Raw genomic sequence first — 17,878 nt, 5'->3', positions numbered from 1 at the left:
TGACAATCTAAAATAAAGTGTATATAATAAATAAACGGAAAAATTTGTATTGCACAGGAGGCAGGGGCCATTATGGGCGGGAACAGCCTGATTGACCGATTATTTAAGCGAGAGAGCACAACGAAAGAGGAAATTCGCCAGCTGGTGGACGAGGACCAGGCCAAAGGAGAACTGGAAGCGTCTCAGCGGGAAATGATCCACAATATCTTTGATTTTGACCGGCTTTGTGCGGAGGATATTATGACCCATCGCACAGAGATTGAGGCAGTGGAGGAGACGGCCACCATCGGTTATGCCGCTGCCTTTGCATTGGAGGCAGGGTGTTCCCGGATTCCTGTATTTCACGAGGATCTGGATAATGTGCAGGGCATTCTCTATGTAAAAGACCTGCTGCCCTTTGTGGGTAAGCCTGTGCCGGCGGGCACCCGGCTGACGGACTATGTGCGGGAGCCGCTGTTTGTACCGGAGAGTATTCCCTGCGGCAAGCTGTTCGCCACTATGACGGACAAGCGTATCCAGATGGCCATTGTGGTGGATGAATATGGCGGTACTGCCGGGCTGGTGACCATGGAGGATATTCTGGAGAGCATTGTGGGCAATATTATGGACGAGTACGACGAGGAAGAGGCGGATGTAATCCAAACCGGGGAGCACACCTTCACCTTTGATGGCTCGGTAGATATGAATGACGCGGAAAAGGCGCTGGGCGTGCCCTTGCCGGAGGGGGATTATGACACGCTGGCAGGCTTTTTGATCAGCCGCCTGGGCTATCTTCCCACCGGCAAGGAGACCCAGCCGGTAACGGTGGATTATGAGAATGTGCACTTTACCGTTTGCGGGGTAGAGGAGCGCAGAATTGAACGGATAAAGGCAGAAGTTAAAGTATGACAGAACAGGTAATCACCTTTGAAGCGATGGAACAGGCAGCGAACCTGTTTGGCAGCTTCGATGAAAACATAAAGCTATTGGAGCGGGAGTACGGCGTGACCATCACCTGCCGCGGTGCAGACCTGAAGGTGGTGGGGGACGCAGAGAATGTGGCCGCCGCTGCCCGGGCGCTGAACGGACTGCTGACTCTAATTAACAAAGGCGAGCAGCTGACGGAGCAGAATGTGCGCTATGTGATCTCGCTGGTGGGCGAGGGCAACGAGGATGTGCTCTCCTTCATGACCACGGACTCGGTGTGCGTGACGGCCAAGGGTCGCCCGGTGAAGCCAAAGACCGTGGGCCAAAAGCGGTACTGCGAGTCCATCGCCAAAAACACCATCACCTTTGGCGTGGGCCCGGCCGGTACCGGTAAGACTTACCTGGCTGTGGCAATGGCGGTCACCGCCTTTCGTGCCAAAGAGGTGAACCGGATCATTTTGACCCGCCCGGCGGTGGAAGCGGGGGAGAAGTTGGGCTTCCTGCCCGGCGACCTGCAAAGTAAGGTAGACCCGTACCTGCGCCCGTTATATGACGCGCTGTTTGATATGCTGGGGGCTGAGAGTTTTCAGCGCTACCAGGAGCGAGGCGCTATCGAGGTGGCACCGCTGGCCTATATGCGTGGGCGTACCTTGGATGACAGTTTTATTATCCTGGATGAGGCCCAAAACACCACGCCGGAGCAGATGAAAATGTTTTTGACCCGCCTGGGGTTCAACTCCAAAATGGTGGTCACCGGCGACATTACCCAGATTGACCTGCCGGAGGGCAAGCGCTCCGGGCTGGTGAAGGTGATGGACATTCTAAAGCATGTAGATGATATTGAAATTCATAAATTCAGCCAGAAGGATGTGGTGCGCCACCGGTTGGTGCAGGACATTATTCGGGCGTATGAAAAATATGAGGAGAAAAACAAGTAATGGAATCTGTAAAAGTGGTCATTTCAAACGATCAAAAGGCAGTGAAGGTGCCTACCGGTATTCGGTTGCTGATCCGCCGTTGTTGCCACGCTGTGCTGGAGCTGGAGCATTTCGAGGGCAGCGCAGAGGTGAGCGTGCGCTTTGTGGATAACGAACAGATCCGTGAGCTGAACAAAGAATATCGGAACATCGACAGAGAGACGGACGTACTTAGCTTCCCTCTGGGGGAGAACGGTGTGTACGACATTAACCACGATACCGGCGCCAAGCTGCTGGGGGATATTGTGATCTCTATGGAGAAAGCCATGGAGCAGGCAGAGCTGTATAATCACCCCTTGCAGCGGGAGATCGGCTTTTTGACCGTCCATTCCATGCTGCACCTGCTGGGCTACGACCATGAGCAGGGCGGACTGGAAGAAGTGCGTATGCGCGAAAAGGAAGAAACCGTGCTGACCCAAATCGGCTGGAAGCGGGACAGTAGCTATTACATGGGAGACGAGTCATGACCCGATCTGCATTTATTGCCATTATCGGCAAGCCCAATGTGGGCAAATCTTCTATTTTGAACCGACTTACCGGCAGCAAGATCGCCATTGTGTCTTCTAAGCCACAGACCACCCGTACCAAGATCATGGGTGTGCTGACTCGGGACGAGGTGCAGTTGGTGTTTACGGACACCCCCGGTTTTCACCATGCCCACAACAAGCTGGGCGAGCATATGAACCAGGCGGTAGGCGACACGGTAGGCGGCGTGGACGCCTGCCTGTTTGTGGTGGAGCCTAAGGGCGAGCTCAACGATAAGGAGCAGGAACTGCTGGCAATGTGCAAAAAGCAGCGCTTGCCGGTGATCCTGGCCATTAACAAAATTGACATGTTGCGGGACAAGACGGAACTGGCTCCCCGCATTGGCCAGTTGGCAGGGCTGTATGACTTTACGGCTGTGGTGCCTTGCAGCGCCCAGACCGGCGAGGGTATGCAGGATCTGCTGACGGAGATGGAACGCCTGGCGCTGCCGTCGCCCCATTTTTTTCCGGACGATACCTTGACGGATCAGCCGGAGCGGGTGCTGGCGGCGGAAATGATTCGGGAGAAGATCCTGCGCCTAATGGATAAAGAGATTCCCCACGGCATTGCCGTTGCTATTGAGAAGATGAAGGAACGCCCGGACGGCAGCTGTTTGGATGTGGACGCCACCATTTACTGCGAGCGGGAGAGCCATAAGGGTATGGTCATCGGAAAGGGCGGCGCTATGCTTAAAAAGATCGCCACATTTGCTCGGCAGGATATGGAGCGCTTTTTCGGGATCAAGGTCAATCTGCACACCTGGGTTAAGGTGAAAGAGGACTGGCGCAACCGTGAGGGTCTGATCCACAACTTTGGTTTGGATAACGAATAAATCGATTTTTTGCCGCTGCGGTGTTGGATTTTGTCCTTGGATGAATTTGGCACAAATGGCGTTGCACGCATAGGATACAATAAAAACGGTGATCCTATGTCGATGGCAGAGAACAGCTGGCAACAGTTTATACAAACCGGCCGTGTGGCCGATTATTTGAAATACAAGGAAGAGGAACGACAAGAGGGGCATGAACAGTACCACCAAAGGGTTAGTGATACGGGAGCAGACCACCGGGGAGAATGATCGCCTGGTGACTTTGCTGACGGCGGATCACGGGCTGGTGCGTGCGTTTGTGCGAGGCGGCAAGCAGCTGAAGAATCGGCGTGCGGCTGCCACCTCCCTTTTTTGCTATGGCGAGTTTGCCCTGTACCGTGGGCGCGACGCTTATACGGTAGACAGTGCGGCACCCATTGAGGTGTTTTTTGGCTTGCGGCAGGATATTGATCGGCTGGCAGCTGCCCAATATTTTGCCCAGCTTAGCTACGAATTGGCGGCGGAGGAACAACCGGCGCCGGAATTGTTGCGCCTGCTGCTGAACACCCTGCACCTATTGTGCAAGGGTACCAAGCCGCTGGTGCAGATTAAGGCGGTGTTTGAGCTGCGCGCCCTGTCCATCTCCGGTTATATGCCCAATATTTTGGCCTGCGCCAACTGCGGGACGTATGAAACACCGGTGATGTACTTTGATGTGGACGGGGGCTGCATTTACTGTGAGCATTGCCCCAAGGCAGGCGCCGTGGCGGTACCCAAGACGGTGATGACCGCCGTGCGCTACATTTGCCTGACGGAGCCGGGGCGTATTTTTGGCTTTGCTCTGTCGCCGGAGCAAATGGCACTGCTGGGCCAAGTGACGGAGCAGTACACCCTGCGGCGGCTGGACCGGCGCTTTACCACACTGGAATTCTACAAGTCCCTGCAAGCCGGGGACGCGACTACATAGCATCATAATGGATAGAGATATGGATAAGAATTTGCAAACCTTGGAACTGGATAAGGTGCTTGCCCTTTTGGCGGAACAGACTACCTGTGACGACGCCAAAGAGGCGGCATTGGCGCTGCGCCCTGCGGCAGACCCGGGGGAGATTGCTCTCCTGCTGGATCAGACGGAGGACGCTTTTTCTATGCTGGCCCGGTTCGGCGCGCCGTCTTTTGGCGGGCTGCATAATGTAAATGGTCCGTTGCAGCGGGCGGCAGCCGGCGGGTGCCTGAATATGACGGAGTTGCTGCAGGTGGGCGACACCCTGCGGGCGCTGCGCATTCTGGACGACTGGCACGGCCATTTGGCGGGTACAAGCTCGTCCCTGAATTTCTTTTTTGACGGCATTACGGTAAACAAATATTTGGAGAACCGGATCTTTACCTGCATTGTCAGTCCGGAGGAAATGGCGGACAAGGCCTCGGAAGAACTTTACGACATTCGTCGGAAGATTAAGGCCAAGGCGGCGGCCATTCGGCAACGGCTGGACGGTATGATCCACTCCACCCATTACCAAAAATTCTTGCAAGAGCCCATCGTCACCCAGCGTGGCGGGCGCTTTGTAGTGCCGGTAAAGGCGGAGCACCGGGGCGAGGTGCCCGGTCTGGTGCATGACACCTCCTCCAGCGGCGCTACGGTGTTTATCGAGCCGGCGGCGGTGGTGGACGCCAACAATGACATTAAGGTGTTAGAGGGCCGGGAGCGGGAAGAGGTGCAGCGCATTCTCTTTGAACTGTCTGCAGAGGCAGGCACTTTTGCAGAGAGCGTGCGCCACAGTTATGACAGTGCTGTGCGGCTGAACCTGATCTTTGCCAAGGCGCACTTGGCATACCAAATGAAAGCTGCTCGTCCCCAGCTGAATATTGATGGTATAACGGATCTGAAAAATGCCCGCCATCCGCTGATTGATAAAGAGCGGGTGGTGCCGGTGCATATTACCCTGGGTACGGACTATGATACTTTGGTGATCACCGGCCCCAATACCGGCGGCAAGACGGTGACCTTAAAGACCCTGGGTCTGCTGACGGCGATGGTGGGCTGCGGGTTGTTGATCCCGGTATCAGACGGCAGCAAACTGGCGCTGTACCGTCAAATCTTGGTGGATATCGGAGATGAACAGAGCATTGCCCAAAACCTGTCCACTTTCTCCTCTCATATGGTGAATATTATTGATATTATGGGAAAGGCGGACAAAGACTCCCTGGTGCTGATCGACGAGTTGGGCGCCGGGACGGATCCCATCGAGGGCGCGGCGCTGGCAGTGTCTGTCATTGAATATCTGCGCCAAAAGGGAGCGCACATTGCCGCCACCACCCATTATGCGGAGCTGAAAGCCTATGCGCTGGATACGCCCGGGGTCAGTAACGGCTGCTGCGAGTTTGATGTGGAGACCCTGCGGCCGACCTATCGGCTGCTGATCGGCGTGCCCGGTCGGTCCAACGCCTTTGCCATTACGGAGCACCTGGGCATGGATCCGGCGGTGGTGCGGGCAGCTAAGGAGATTGTCGGCTCGGAGAACCGGCAGTTTGAGTCTGTGTTGGAGAACCTGGAGAGCGCTCGAAAGGCACTGGACGAGGAGCGGGCAGCGGCGTCCAAGGAACGGCAAGAGGCGGAGCGGCTGGCTGCCAAGGCCAGAGAAGAAAAGTCCAAGATCGACACCCTGCGGGATCGAGAACTGGACAAGGCTAAGCGAGAGGCACAGCGGCTGGTAGATGCTGCCAAACGCACATCTTCGGATTTCCTGCTCCAGCTGGAGCAGTTGAAGAAAGAGCAGACTGCCACCAACGCCACGGAATTGGCTCGCAAGACCAGGCGGGAGATCAAAAATCGCTTGGGTGAGTTGGACGATATTGTGAACCCCAACCGGCTGAACACCGATTGGGATACGGATTATAAGTTGCCCCGCCCCTTGCAGGTAGGGGACCATGTGCTCATCAAGGGCATTGGTGAGGGCGACGTGCTGGAACTGGGCAGCAAGATCTTGGTTTCCTCCGGTATGCTGAAAACGCGGGTCAAGCCGACGGATCTGCGCCTGCTGCCGCACAAGAAGAAAGCGCCGATCACCGGCCAGCGCACCCTGCGGCGCACCACCTCCCGGGCAGACGCGGATGTAAAAACCGAGCTGGATCTGCGAGGCCAAACGGTAGAGGAAGCCCTGGGCAACCTGGGTCTGTTTATTGATAAGTGCGTGCTCAATAACATATCCGAGGTGCGCATTATCCACGGCAAAGGAACCGGCGCGCTGCGTACCGCCGTACAGGAAGAACTGCGCCACCACCCCAATGTGGCCGAGTATCGGCTGGGGGTGTACGGCGAGGGCGAGAACGGCGTGACCATTGCCAAGCTCAAGTAGCCCTTATATATAAACATACTATAATATAGCGATTTGCACAGCGTTCAGGCCGATTGGCTTGGGCGCTGCGTTTATTTTATTGGTACAATGTCGTATAACTTTTGCTGCCAAAAATTAAATTTTTCAAAAATTCGGTCAAAGCGACGCGACGAAATTTTTCCACGGCGCGGGGCGTTTCTTACTAAATATGGAGAACGGCAACTACATCTTGTGGTTCGACAGGGGAGAGACACCAAAAAACCGGTGGTTCTGCTTTGGTGATTTTTACAAAAATGGAGCCGGATTTTCTGTCATTTTGCACAATGAAAAAAATTCCAAAGAACTTCAAAAAAAGGCTTGACAGCAGGGGCTCTATATAATATAATATTGCCTGCGTGTGATTGGGCGTATTATATATATAATATATAGACACCGCAACACACAACCAGATATGCGTTGATGCCGGAGGTTGCGCTCCTACCCAGAGCGGTAATTTCGGCGGAGTATGTCCGATTTCAAACCGGGCGAAACGAATCATTGTACGACGCGGACCGTAAGGGGTCCCTGCAGAGCGTGACTTGCGAACGCGCTGTGCACCGTGTAACCGTGCCCGAATGAACTGCCTTCATTCGGCTTTATTTACGGTAAGGGTTGAAACACACGGGTGGGTAGTCAAACAATGGTTGCTCGCACCATCAAAATTCATGGAGGAATTTCACATGGCAGCAAGTAAAGTTAAGATCCGCATCAGACTGAAGGGCTATGACCACAACCTGGTGGACCAGGCTGCGGAGAAGATCGTAGACACCGCAAAGCGCACCGGCGCTCAGGTGAGCGGTCCCATCCCGCTTCCCACCGAAAAGGAAGTTGTTACCATCCTGCGTGCTGTACACAAGTACAAGGACAGCCGTGAGCAGTTTGAGCAGAGAACACACAAGAGACTCATCGACATTCTCAGACCTTCCAACAAGACGGTGGAAGCGCTGACAAGTCTTGAGCTCCCGGCAGGCGTTGAGATCGAGATTAAGCTCTAATTGAACTGAAAACAGATCGCAACCCGGTCGAGGTCATGTTGGGGAGACCCAACCAATAACCAAAGGAGGAATAAACATGAAGAAAGGTCTTATCGGTAAGAAAATCGGCATGACCCAGGTCTTCGACGCACAGGGTCATGCAATCCCTGTAACCGTTGTGGAGGCCGGTCCTTGCACGATTACCCAGAAGAAGACAATGGAGAACGACGGCTATGAGGCCATTCAGGTTGGCTTTGGCGATGTGAAGATCACACGCGTCAACAAACCGATGAAAGGTCATTTTGACAAAGCCGATGTGGCTCCCAAGAAGACACTGAAGGAATTTCGTCTGGACGACATTTCCGCAATGAATGTAGGTGACATCCTGAAGGCCGATATTTTCGCTCCCGGCGAAAAGATCGATGTGAAGGGCACCAGCAAGGGTAAGGGCACCGCAGGCGCCATTAAGCGCTGGAACTTCTCTCGTCTGAGAATGAGCCACGGTACCGGCCCCAACGCCCGTCACGCCGGTTCTTTGGGTGCCTGCTCCAGTCCTTCTCGCGTATTTAAGGGCAAGAAGATGGCAGGTCACCTGGGTCACGAGACCGTAACCGTTCAAAACCTCGAGGTTGTTAAGGTGGATGCCGAGAATAACCTCATCGCCATCAAGGGCGCCGTTCCCGGCCCCAAGGGCGGCATTGTTGTCATCGCTGACGCAGTGAAAGCTTAACGAAAGGAGAGATTAAAATGGCACAGGTTCAGGTTTATAACCAGGAAGGTAAGAAAACTTCTAAATTGGAACTTGCAGATTCCGTTTTCGCCATTGAGCCGAACGAATCCGCAATGCATCTTGCAGTGGTCAGCTATCTGGCTAACCAGCGTCAGGGCACACAGTCAACTCTCACTCGTTCTGAGGTCAGCGGCGGCGGTGCAAAGCCCTGGAGACAGAAAGGCACCGGTCGTGCCCGTCAGGGTTCTACCAGAAGCCCGCAGTGGACTCACGGCGGTATTGCTCTCGGCCCGAAGCCCAGAACATACGGCATCAGCATCAACAAGAAGGTGCGCAGACTGGCTATGAAGTCCGCGCTGTCCAGCAAGGTTGCTGCTGAGGAGATGATGGTAGTTAACAAGGTAGAGCTGGAAGGCATTAAGACCAAAGCTGTGGTCGAGATGCTCACCAAGCTGAAGGCTGCCAAGAAGACCCTGATCGTCACCGCAGATAAGGACGAGAAGATTTATAAGAGCGCACGGAACATCGCCGGCGTTAAGGTTGTGACCGTCAACACCCTTTGCGTGTATGACATCCTCAACTGCGACAGCTTCGTTGTTCTGAAGGACGCCGCCAAGAAGATCGAGGAGGTATATGCATAATGAAAGCTGCACAGGACATTATCATTAAGCCGATCATTACGGAAGAGTCCATGACCGGCATCATGATGAAGAAATATACCTTCAAAGTTGCCAAAGACGCCGGCAAGATTGAGATCAAGAAGGCTGTTGAGGAACTGTTCCCCGGCACCAAGGTGAAGAAAGTAAACACCCTGAATGTAAGAGGTCAGAAGCGCCGCCAGGGCGCCAACGTGGGTTACACCCCCTCTTGGAAGAAGGCTGTGGTTACCCTCACCGAGGACTCCAAGGAGATTGAGTTCTTCAACGATATGATGTAATCTCTTATACATTATATATACAAACACTAAGACAACCATGATTTCGGGTGATGAGGTATGAAAGGAGCCATCCTTTCGCAAAGTTATCCGGAAAGGAGAAATAAGAATGGCAATCAAAACTTATAAGCCGACTACGCCGTCCAGACGGAATATGTCGGTTACCGATTACTCTTCTCTGTCCAAGGTTGCTCCGGAGCGTTCTCTGCTTCAGCCGCTGAACAAAAAGTCCGGCCGCAACTCCTACGGCAGAATCACCGTTCGTCATCGTGGCGGCGGTAACAGAAAAAAATACCGTGTGATCGACTTCAAGCGCAACAAGTTTGATGTTCCCGCTGAGGTCAAGACCATTGAGTATGATCCCAACAGAAGCGCGCACATCGCTCTCATCCAGTATGAGGACGGCGTGAAGAGCTACATCACCGCTCCCGAAGGCCTGAAGGTAGGCGACACCGTGGTAGCCGGTACGGATGTAGACATCGTGGCCGGTAACGCTCTGCCGCTGCAGAACATTCCCGTTGGTACCATGGTACACAATGTGGAGCTGTATCCCGGTAATGGCGCACAGCTGGCTCGCTCTGCCGGTAACGGCGCACAGCTGATGGCTTTGGAAGGTCCGTACGCACTGCTGCGTCTGCCCTCCGGCGAGCTGCGCAACGTGCCCTGCAACTGCATGGCTACCATTGGCGTGGTTGGCAACGCCGATCATGCAAATGTGAAGATCGGTAAGGCCGGTCGTAAGCGCAATATGGGCTTCCGTCCCACTGTTCGTGGTTCTGTAATGAACCCCAACGACCACCCGCACGGTGGTGGTGAGGGTAAGTCCCCCATCGGCCGTCCCGGTCCTTGCACCCCTTGGGGCAAGCCTGCTCTGGGTTATAAGACCCGCAGCAAGAAGAAAAAGTCTGACAAGATGATCGTTCGCCGTCGCAACGGTAAATAAGAAGAAAGGAGAAGATTAAATGAGTAGAAGTGCCAAGAAGGGCTTTTATGTTGAAGAAAGCCTGTTCAAAAAGGTTGAAGCCCTGAACGCTAAGGGCGACAAGCAGGTTATCAAGACCTGGTCCAGAAGTTCCACAATCTTCCCTGAATTCGTAGGTCATACCTTTGCTGTTCACGACGGAAGAAAGCATGTACCGGTCTATGTGACCGAGGACATGGTCGGCCATAAGCTGGGTGAGTTCGCGCCCACCAGAACGTTTAGAGGCCACGCAGGCTCCAAGTCATCTAAGTAATCGGAAAGGAGATTTATTATGGAAGCTACAGCAAAAGCAACGTACGTCCGTATCTCTCCCAGAAAGGTTCAGATCGTACTTGATTTAATCAGAAAGCAGCCTGCCGACAAGGCCATGGCTATTCTGCAATACACCCCCAAAGCCGCTTGTGAGCCTGTGATGAAGGTGCTCAAGTCCGCGATGGCAAATGCAGAGAACAACCACAATATGGATGTTTCCCGTCTGTATGTGAGCGACTGCAATGTAGGCGCCGGCCCCACTCTGAAGAGAATTCAGGCCAGAGCCCAGGGCAGAGCTTACAGAATCAACAAGAGAACATCTCACATCACCATTACCGTTAAGGAAATGGAAGACTAAGCGAGGAGGAAGAGTTAAATGGGACAGAAATGTAATCCTACCGGTCTCAGAATCGGTGTCATTAAAAACTGGGACTCCCGCTGGTACGCAAAGAAGGGCGAGTTCGGCGATACCCTTGTAGAGGACTACAAGCTGCGTAAGTATCTGCTGGAGACCCTTTCCGGCGCAGGTGTTCCTAAGGTGGAGATTGAGCGTGACGCCAAGCGTGTGCGCATTAACATCCACTGTGCAAAGCCCGGTATGGTGATCGGCAAGCAGGGCGCTGAGATCGAAAAGCTCAGAGCACTGTGTGCCAAGAAGCTGGGCAAAGAGCTGAACGAAGTGTACATTAACATCGTTGAGATCAAGCAGCCCGATCTGAATGCAACTTTGGTTGCTCAGAATGTGGCCGGTCAGCTGGAGCGGCGTGTATCTTTTCGTCGTGCAGTAAAGGGCGCTATCCGCAACACCATGCGTTTGGACGCTCGCGGTATCAAGATCCAGGTCAGCGGCCGTGTAGGCGGCGCCGAGATCGCGCGTACCGAGACATACAAAGAGGGTACGATCCCGCTGCAGACCATCCGTGCAGACATTGACTACGGTTTGGTTGAGGCTAAGACCACTTACGGCCGTATCGGCGTAAAGGTTTGGATCTACCAGGGCGAGGTTCTTCACGAGTCTCGTAATAAGAGAAGAAATCGTCGGGAAGGAGGAAATCGATAATGCTGTTACCTAAGCGTGTTAAGCACCGCAAGCAGCACAGAGGTCGTATGACCGGTGTGGCTACCCGCGGCAATAAAGTTACCTACGGTGAGTACGGTCTGATGACCACTGAGCCTGCATGGATCACTGCGGCACAGATCGAGGCTGCCCGTATCGCTATGACCCGTTACACCAAGCGTGGCGGTCAGGTATGGATCAAGATTTTCCCCGACAAGCCCATTACCGCTCGTCCTGCCGATACCCGAATGGGTAAAGGTAAAGGTAACGTGGATTACTGGGTAGCCGTGGTAAAGCCCGGTCGCGTTATGTTTGAGCTGGGCGGCGTTGAGGAGTCTGTGGCGCGCGAGGCTATGCGTCTTGCTGCCAACAAGCTCCCCGTAAAATGCAAGTTCGTTAAGAAAGAGGGAGGCGAGCAGGAATGAAAGCAGCAGAAATCCGTGCTTTGAGCGCCGATCAGCGCGCAAAGAAGTTGGCAGAGCTCAAGGATGAACTCTTCAACCTGCATTTCCAGCAGGCCATCAATCAGCTCGACAACCCTATGAGAATTAAAGCGGTCAAGAAGGACATTGCACGCATTAAGACTGTAGAGCGCGCAATCGAACTCGAAAGCGCTAACTCTTAAGAAGGAGGTAACTGATCATGGAAAGAAACCTCAGAAAGACAAGAGTTGGTCTTGTTTCCAGCGATAAGATGGATAAGACAGTTGTGGTTAGCATTCAGGACAGAGTGGCTCACCCGCTGTATGGCAAGATCGTAAACCGTACCGTGAAGTACAAAGCACACGACGAGAAGAATGAGTGCGGCGTAGGCGACAAGGTTATGATTATGGAGACCCGTCCCTACAGCAAAGACAAGAGATGGCGTGTGGTTGAGATCATTGAAAAGGCTAAATAATTCAAACGGATTACTTGGTTTTTCATACAGACTGCTTTTGCAGTCGGAACTAAAATAATAACTGCAAGATGAGCAAAGTGTTATTTTGCAGTACGAAGGAGGAAAATGCTGTGATACAACAGGAAAGTCGGCTGAAGGTCGCAGACAACACCGGTGCTAAAGAGATCCTTTGCATTCGCGTGCTGGGCGGCTCCGGCAGAAGATACGCCAACATCGGCGACGTGATCGTTGCTTCCGTCAAGAAAGCAGCACCCGGCGGCGTGGTGAAAAAGGGCGAAGTTGTTAAAGCAGTCATCGTTCGTACAACCAAAGGTGTACGTCGTGACGACGGCCAGTACATTCGTTTTGATGAAAATGCTGCCGTAATTATCAAAGAGGATAAAACGCCTCGTGGCACCCGTATTTTTGGACCCGTAGCAAGAGAGCTTCGTGATAAGGATTACATGAAGATTTTGTCCCTTGCTCCGGAAGTGCTTTAATGGAGGTGCGAGAGAATGAGTAAGATGTTTGTAAAATCCGGCGATACCGTTCAGGTGCTGTCCGGTAAATCCAAGGGCGTGCGCGGCGAAGTTGTTGCTGTTAGCCCTGCTGAGGGTAAAGTCATCGTCAAGAAGGTCAATGTGGTTACCAAGCATGTAAAGCCCCGCAAGATGGGCGAGGCCGGCGGCCTGATTGATGTTGAGTCCGCGCTGTACGCTTCTAAGGTACAGCTGGTGTGCCCCAAATGTAACGAGGCGACCCGCGTCGGCCACAAAAAGGGCGGCGCACGCATTTGCAAAAAATGCGGCAACGAATTTTAAGTAAGGGAGGAACATAACAATGGCTGCAAGGTTAAAAGAAACCTATAAGAGCGAAGTTGCTCCGGCATTGATGAAGAAATTCGGCTACAAATCTGTTATGCAAATCCCGAAGCTTGACAAGATTGTTATCAATGTTGGTTGCGGCGAAGCCCGCGAAAACTCTAAGGTTGTAGATGCAATCATCTCCGACCTGTCCCAGATCACCGGTCAGCGCCCCGTGGTGTGCCGCGCAAAGAAGTCTGTTGCTAACTTCAAGCTGCGTGAGGGCATGCCCATCGGCGTAAAGGTCACTCTGCGTGGCGAGAGAATGTATGAATTCCTGGACAGATTCTTTAATCTGGCTCTCCCCAGAGTGCGTGACTTCAGAGGGATCAATGCAAACTCCTTTGACGGCCGTGGTAACTACGCCATGGGTATCAAAGAGCAGTTGATTTTCCCCGAGATCGAATATGACAAGATCGACAAGGTGCGCGGTATGGATATCATTATGGTAACCACCGCAAACACAGACGAAGAAGCACGGGAGCTGCTCAAGCTGATGGGCGCACCGTTTGCAGAGTAAGGAGGGATTATCGTGGCAAAAACATCTATGAAAGTCAAGGCAGTTCGTCCTGCCAAGTATTCCACCAGACAGCACAACAGATGTAAGATCTGCGGTAGACCCCACGCATACCTGCGTAAGTATGGCGTGTGCCGTATCTGCTTCAGAGAGCTGGCTCACAAGGGCGAGATCCCCGGTGTGCGCAAGGCATCTTGGTAATCTGAGAATTGAAGATCGAATAAGGAGGAAATATCAATGCATATTACAGACCCTATCGCTGATATGCTGACCAGAATTCGCAATGCGAATTCCGCAAAGCACGATACTGTAGATATTCCCGCATCTAACATGAAGAAGTCAATTGCTCAGATTCTGGTAGATGAAGGTTATATCAAAGGCTACAAAGTAATTGAAGACGGCAAGCAGGGCGTTATCCGCGTGACCCTGAAGTATGGCGAGGGCAAGAGCCGCGTCATCACCGGTCTGCGCCGCGTGTCTAAGCCCGGTCTTCGTAAGTATTCAAGCGTTGAGGATATGCCCAAGGTTATGAAGGGCCTGGGCGTAGCCATCGTTTCTACATCAAAAGGCGTAATGACAGACAAAGAAGCTCGCAAAGAGAATGTGGGCGGCGAAGTTCTGGCATTTATTTGGTAAGGAGGTGCAGTCGTATGTCACGAATTGGCTTAAAGCCTATTGAAATTCCTGCCGGCGTTGACGTAAAGGTTGACGGAACGACTGTTACCGTAAAGGGCCCCAAAGGGGAACTTACCCGGAATGTTCATCCGAACATGGCAGTCGCAGTAGAAGGCAACGAAGTTATTGTAAAAAGACCCAACGATGAGAAGGAGAACAAGTCTCTTCACGGCTTGACCCGCACCCTCATTCACAACATGGTTCTGGGCGTGACCGAGGGCTTCAAGAAGAATCTGGAAGTCAACGGTGTTGGTTACAGAGTACAGGTACAGAACAACAAGCTCACAATGAACCTTGGCTTTTCTCACCAGGTGATCATGGATGCACCGGAAGGCATTACCATTGAGTGCCCCAGTGCCAACGCCATTGTCATCAGCGGCGCAGACAAGCAGGCCGTAGGTCAGTTTGCCGCACAGGTCCGCGAGAAGAGACCCCCGGAACCCTACAAGGGCAAGGGTATCAAGTATGACTTTGAGCATATTCGCCGCAAGGAAGGCAAAGCAGGTAAGAAATAAGGGAAGGAGTGAATTACAATGGTTTCAAGACAAGACGCCAATAAGGCAAGACAAAAGCGCCACATTCGTGTTCGTGGCAAAATCAGCGGCACTGCTGCTCGTCCCAGACTCAACGTATATCGCTCCCTCAGCAATATTTACGTTCAGCTCATTGATGATGTTGCCGGTGTAACGCTGGCAAGTGCATCCACTACTGAGAAGGACTTTGCACAGTACGGCGGAAATGTAGAAGCAGCTAAGGCTGTTGGTAAGACATTAGCAGAAAGAGCCACCGCAAAGGGCATCACCGAGTGCGTATTTGACCGTGGCGGTTACGTGTATCACGGTCGTGTGGCTGCGGTTGCAGACGGCGCTCGTGAGGGCGGACTGAAGTTCTAACGAAGGAGGTAAATACTTTTGGCTACAAAGATTGACGCATCTTCAATGGAACTTGAAGAAAGAGTGGTTACCATCAACCGTGTTTCTAAAACCGTAAAGGGCGGTCGAATTTTTAAGTTCTCCGCACTGGTGGTTGTTGGTGATAAGAATGGTCTGGTCGGTTTCGGTATCGGTAAGTCCGGCGAGGTTCCGGACGCAATCCGTAAGGGGATCGAGGACGCAAAGAAGAATTTGATCAAAGTATCTCTGCGGGGTACGACCATTCCCCATGAGATCACCGGTAAGTTCGGTGCTGGCGAAGTGCTGCTTATGCCCGCTCCCAAAGGTACCGGCGTGATCGCCGGCGGCCCGGTTCGTGCGGTTGTTGAGACCGTTGGTATCGGCGACATCCGTACCAAGGCCGTTCGCTCAAACAACCCGTACAATGTGGTTCGCGCCACCATTGACGGCTTGAGCAGACTGCGCACGGCAGAGGAAGTTGCTGCTGTTCGCGGTAAGTCAGTGAAAGAAATCGTAGGATAAGGAGGGGCGCATTATGGCAGATATTAGAATCAAACTTACAAAAAGCCTGATCGGCAGTAAGCAGGACCAGATCGCCACCGCCCACTCTCTTGGCCTGCGGAAGATCGGCAACGAAACCGTTCAGCCGAACAACGACGCAACTCAGGGCAAGATCAAGAAGATCGCACACCTGATCACCGTTGTTGAAGAATAAGGGGAGGTAGCAAGATGAAATTACATGAACTTTCTCCTGCTGAAGGCTCCAAAAAGAGTGTTAAGCGTATCGGTCGCGGTACTGCTTCCGGCCAGGGTAAAACCGCCGGTAAAGGCCAGAAGGGTCAGAAGGCCCGTTCCGGTTACAGCAGACGGCCCGGCTTTGAAGGTGGTCAGATGCCCCTTCAGCGCCGCGTGCCCAAAAGAGGTTTCAACAACATTTTTGCAACGGAGTACGCCATTGTCAATGTGTCTGATCTGAACGACAGATTTGAGGACGGCGCAACCGTGAACGCTGAGAGCCTGGTGGCCTCCGGTCTTTTGAAGAAGACCCTGGACGGTGTAAAGGTTCTGGGCAAGGGCGAGATTACTAAGGCTCTGACCGTTCAGGTCACCGCTATCAGTGAGAGCGCCAAATCTAAGATTGAGGCAGCAGGTGGCAAGGTGGAGGTGCTGTAAATGATCAAGACCTTCGTAAACGCTTGGAAAGTTGCGGACATCCGCAAAAAGCTTTTGTTTACAGCATTTGTTATCCTTGTTTTCCGAATTGGCTCTGTCATTCCTGTTCCTTTCCTGAACATTGTAGATGAGATCAATGTAGGTAAGGGCAACACCATTTTAACCTACCTGAGCTTGATGACCGGTAGTGCATTCACATACGGAACAATTTTCGCTATGTCCATCACACCGTACATCAATGCCTCCATTATTATGCAGCTTCTTGCTGTGGCCATTCCTGCACTGGAGCGGTTGCAGAAGGAGGGCGAAGAAGGCAGAAAGAAGATTGGCACGATCACGCGTTTCGTTACGGTTGGTCTGGGTCTGTTGCAGTCCCTGGCATACTTCTTCTTCCTGCGTGCCAACGGCTATCTGATGAAGGATGCCAGCGGCGCAGCATTCACCGGCTTTGACGCCGTGTTCCAGGCAGTGGTCATTATTGCAGTGCTCACCGCCGGCACAGCCGTGATTATGTGGCTGGGCGAGCAGATCACCATTTCCGGTATCGGTAACGGTATTTCCATTATCCTTTTTGCCGGCATCGTGTCTCGTTTCCCCACCCTGATCAAGCAGCTGTTCCAGTACCTGGACACCGGCCGTACCGTGTACAAAGTTCTGGTTCCCGTGGTGTGCGTGATCTTCCTTTTGATGATCGCTTACATCGTATTTATGGATAACTCAGAGCGCCGGCTGCCCATTCAGTACGCCAAGCGCGTTGTGGGCCGCAAAATGTACGGCGGTCAGTCCACCCACATGCCCATTAAGATCAATATGAGCGGCGTGCTGCCCATCATTTTTGCATCTTCTATTTTGTCCCTGCCCGGTACGGTGCAGATGTTCATTTCTGCTGACAAGTACAAGGGCACCGGCTGGGAGAAGTTCTTTGACGCCTTCCAGAGTGACTCTTGGTGGTATGCGGGTATGTACTTCCTGCTGATCATCTTCTTTGCCTATTTCTACAGCACCATTCAGTACAACCCGATTGAAATGGCAAATAATCTTCGTAAAAACAACGGCGCAATTCCCGGCATTCGTCCCGGCAAGCCCACTTCCGATTACATCATGCGGGTTCTGTCCCGTCTGACCTTGATCGGTTCTTTGATGCTTTGCGTAGTTGCCTTGTTCCCCATCGTGTACTCCTTGATTTGTAAGGCGGCGATTCCGCCCCTGGAGACCGGCGGTGACGACGGCGGCATGAGCATCACCCTGGGCGGTACATCCATCATCATTATGTGCGGTGTAGCTCTGGAGACGGTGCGTCAGCTGGAAAGCCAGTTGATGATGCGCCACTATAAAGGCTTCCTTGACTGATTATAAGGAGAA

General features: G+C 52.8%; 28 protein-coding genes. All 28 read left to right on the top strand.

Annotated elements, in window-relative coordinates; all coding sequences use genetic code 11:
* Positions 1 to 72: 72 nt before the first annotated feature.
* The 28 genes from OGM59_05620 (at position 73) to secY (ending at position 17,866) form a co-directional block, all read left to right on the top strand.
* On the top strand, positions 73 to 888 hold the full coding sequence (locus OGM59_05620; GenBank protein ID UYI90184.1) for a hemolysin family protein: 816 nt from the start codon (positions 73 to 75) through the stop codon (positions 886 to 888).
* Positions 885 to 1,844 carry a PhoH family protein gene (locus OGM59_05615; protein ID UYI90183.1) on the top strand — a complete coding sequence of 320 codons (960 nt, stop codon included), beginning with the start codon at positions 885 to 887 and terminating at the stop codon, positions 1,842 to 1,844. Before OGM59_05620 ends, OGM59_05615 begins: the two co-directional genes overlap by 4 nt.
* Positions 1,844 to 2,350 carry an rRNA maturation RNase YbeY gene (ybeY, locus tag OGM59_05610; GenBank protein UYI90182.1) on the top strand — a complete coding sequence of 169 codons (507 nt, stop codon included), beginning with the start codon at positions 1,844 to 1,846 and terminating at the stop codon, positions 2,348 to 2,350. The genes OGM59_05615 and ybeY overlap by 1 nt, the downstream gene beginning before the upstream one ends.
* Positions 2,347 to 3,240: a GTPase Era gene (gene era / locus OGM59_05605; protein UYI90181.1), complete on the top strand. Its 894-nt coding sequence runs from the start codon at positions 2,347 to 2,349 to the stop codon at positions 3,238 to 3,240. Before ybeY ends, era begins: the two co-directional genes overlap by 4 nt.
* 190 nt (positions 3,241 to 3,430) lie before the next feature.
* Positions 3,431 to 4,183 carry a DNA repair protein RecO gene (recO, locus tag OGM59_05600; protein UYI90180.1) on the top strand — a complete coding sequence of 251 codons (753 nt, stop codon included), beginning with the start codon at positions 3,431 to 3,433 and terminating at the stop codon, positions 4,181 to 4,183.
* Between the two features lie 19 nt (positions 4,184 to 4,202).
* Positions 4,203 to 6,572, top strand: a complete 2,370-nt coding sequence (locus tag OGM59_05595) for an endonuclease MutS2 (protein ID UYI90179.1) — start codon at positions 4,203 to 4,205, stop codon at positions 6,570 to 6,572.
* Between the two features lie 698 nt (positions 6,573 to 7,270).
* Positions 7,271 to 7,585, top strand: coding sequence for a 30S ribosomal protein S10 (rpsJ, locus tag OGM59_05590; protein UYI90178.1), 315 nt, complete (start codon positions 7,271 to 7,273; stop codon positions 7,583 to 7,585).
* 76 nt (positions 7,586 to 7,661) lie between these two features.
* A complete protein-coding gene (gene rplC / locus OGM59_05585) occupies positions 7,662 to 8,294 on the top strand; it encodes a 50S ribosomal protein L3 (GenBank protein UYI90177.1) in 633 nt (210 codons plus the stop codon).
* Positions 8,295 to 8,311: 17 nt separating this feature from the next.
* Entirely contained in the window at positions 8,312 to 8,935 is a 624-nt protein-coding gene (gene rplD, locus OGM59_05580; GenBank protein ID UYI90176.1) for a 50S ribosomal protein L4, read from the top strand.
* Positions 8,935 to 9,231, top strand: coding sequence for a 50S ribosomal protein L23 (gene rplW, locus OGM59_05575; GenBank protein UYI90175.1), 297 nt, complete (start codon positions 8,935 to 8,937; stop codon positions 9,229 to 9,231). The genes rplD and rplW overlap by 1 nt, the downstream gene beginning before the upstream one ends.
* Before the next feature lie 106 nt (positions 9,232 to 9,337).
* Positions 9,338 to 10,171 carry a 50S ribosomal protein L2 gene (gene rplB, locus OGM59_05570; GenBank protein ID UYI90174.1) on the top strand — a complete coding sequence of 278 codons (834 nt, stop codon included), beginning with the start codon at positions 9,338 to 9,340 and terminating at the stop codon, positions 10,169 to 10,171.
* 19 nt (positions 10,172 to 10,190) lie between these two features.
* Positions 10,191 to 10,463 carry a 30S ribosomal protein S19 gene (gene rpsS, locus OGM59_05565; GenBank protein ID UYI90173.1) on the top strand — a complete coding sequence of 91 codons (273 nt, stop codon included), beginning with the start codon at positions 10,191 to 10,193 and terminating at the stop codon, positions 10,461 to 10,463.
* An 18-nt stretch (positions 10,464 to 10,481) separates the two neighbouring features.
* Positions 10,482 to 10,820 (top strand): 50S ribosomal protein L22, encoded by a 339-nt coding sequence (gene rplV / locus OGM59_05560; GenBank protein ID UYI90172.1) that lies wholly within the window; start codon positions 10,482 to 10,484, stop codon positions 10,818 to 10,820.
* 18 nt (positions 10,821 to 10,838) lie between these two features.
* Positions 10,839 to 11,522 (top strand): 30S ribosomal protein S3, encoded by a 684-nt coding sequence (gene rpsC, locus OGM59_05555; GenBank protein UYI90171.1) that lies wholly within the window; start codon positions 10,839 to 10,841, stop codon positions 11,520 to 11,522.
* Positions 11,522 to 11,944, top strand: a complete 423-nt coding sequence (gene rplP / locus OGM59_05550) for a 50S ribosomal protein L16 (GenBank protein ID UYI90170.1) — start codon at positions 11,522 to 11,524, stop codon at positions 11,942 to 11,944. The genes rpsC and rplP overlap by 1 nt, the downstream gene beginning before the upstream one ends.
* Positions 11,941 to 12,144: a 50S ribosomal protein L29 gene (rpmC, locus tag OGM59_05545; GenBank protein ID UYI90169.1), complete on the top strand. Its 204-nt coding sequence runs from the start codon at positions 11,941 to 11,943 to the stop codon at positions 12,142 to 12,144. The genes rplP and rpmC overlap by 4 nt, the downstream gene beginning before the upstream one ends.
* A 17-nt stretch (positions 12,145 to 12,161) precedes the next feature.
* Positions 12,162 to 12,416: a 30S ribosomal protein S17 gene (gene rpsQ / locus OGM59_05540; protein ID UYI90168.1), complete on the top strand. Its 255-nt coding sequence runs from the start codon at positions 12,162 to 12,164 to the stop codon at positions 12,414 to 12,416.
* 110 nt (positions 12,417 to 12,526) lie between these two features.
* Positions 12,527 to 12,895, top strand: a complete 369-nt coding sequence (rplN, locus tag OGM59_05535) for a 50S ribosomal protein L14 (protein UYI90167.1) — start codon at positions 12,527 to 12,529, stop codon at positions 12,893 to 12,895.
* 15 nt (positions 12,896 to 12,910) lie between these two features.
* Positions 12,911 to 13,216 (top strand): 50S ribosomal protein L24, encoded by a 306-nt coding sequence (gene rplX, locus OGM59_05530; protein UYI90166.1) that lies wholly within the window; start codon positions 12,911 to 12,913, stop codon positions 13,214 to 13,216.
* Positions 13,217 to 13,235: 19 nt separating this feature from the next.
* Positions 13,236 to 13,778 (top strand): 50S ribosomal protein L5, encoded by a 543-nt coding sequence (gene rplE / locus OGM59_05525; GenBank protein UYI90165.1) that lies wholly within the window; start codon positions 13,236 to 13,238, stop codon positions 13,776 to 13,778.
* A gap of 12 nt (positions 13,779 to 13,790) precedes the next feature.
* The gene (locus OGM59_05520; protein ID UYI90164.1) at positions 13,791 to 13,976 is read left to right on the top strand and encodes a type Z 30S ribosomal protein S14; all 186 of its coding nucleotides are present in this window, start codon (positions 13,791 to 13,793) and stop codon (positions 13,974 to 13,976) included.
* A gap of 36 nt (positions 13,977 to 14,012) precedes the next feature.
* A complete protein-coding gene (gene rpsH / locus OGM59_05515; protein UYI90163.1) occupies positions 14,013 to 14,411 on the top strand; it encodes a 30S ribosomal protein S8 in 399 nt (132 codons plus the stop codon).
* Positions 14,412 to 14,425: 14 nt separating this feature from the next.
* The gene (gene rplF, locus OGM59_05510; GenBank protein ID UYI90162.1) at positions 14,426 to 14,965 is read left to right on the top strand and encodes a 50S ribosomal protein L6; all 540 of its coding nucleotides are present in this window, start codon (positions 14,426 to 14,428) and stop codon (positions 14,963 to 14,965) included.
* Between the two features lie 18 nt (positions 14,966 to 14,983).
* On the top strand, positions 14,984 to 15,343 hold the full coding sequence (gene rplR, locus OGM59_05505; protein ID UYI90161.1) for a 50S ribosomal protein L18: 360 nt from the start codon (positions 14,984 to 14,986) through the stop codon (positions 15,341 to 15,343).
* A gap of 18 nt (positions 15,344 to 15,361) precedes the next feature.
* Positions 15,362 to 15,865 (top strand): 30S ribosomal protein S5, encoded by a 504-nt coding sequence (gene rpsE / locus OGM59_05500; protein UYI90160.1) that lies wholly within the window; start codon positions 15,362 to 15,364, stop codon positions 15,863 to 15,865.
* 13 nt (positions 15,866 to 15,878) lie between these two features.
* Positions 15,879 to 16,058, top strand: a complete 180-nt coding sequence (rpmD, locus tag OGM59_05495; GenBank protein ID UYI90159.1) for a 50S ribosomal protein L30 — start codon at positions 15,879 to 15,881, stop codon at positions 16,056 to 16,058.
* A gap of 14 nt (positions 16,059 to 16,072) precedes the next feature.
* Entirely contained in the window at positions 16,073 to 16,516 is a 444-nt protein-coding gene (rplO, locus tag OGM59_05490; GenBank protein ID UYI90158.1) for a 50S ribosomal protein L15, read from the top strand.
* A complete protein-coding gene (secY, locus tag OGM59_05485) occupies positions 16,517 to 17,866 on the top strand; it encodes a preprotein translocase subunit SecY (GenBank protein UYI90157.1) in 1,350 nt (449 codons plus the stop codon).
* Positions 17,867 to 17,878 lie beyond the last annotated feature (12 nt).

The sequence above is a fragment of the Oscillospiraceae bacterium genome (genome assembly GCA_025757685.1).
Classification (GTDB): domain Bacteria; phylum Bacillota; class Clostridia; order Oscillospirales; family Acutalibacteraceae; genus CAG-217.
This window is presented reverse-complemented; position numbering and strand designations above follow the sequence as displayed.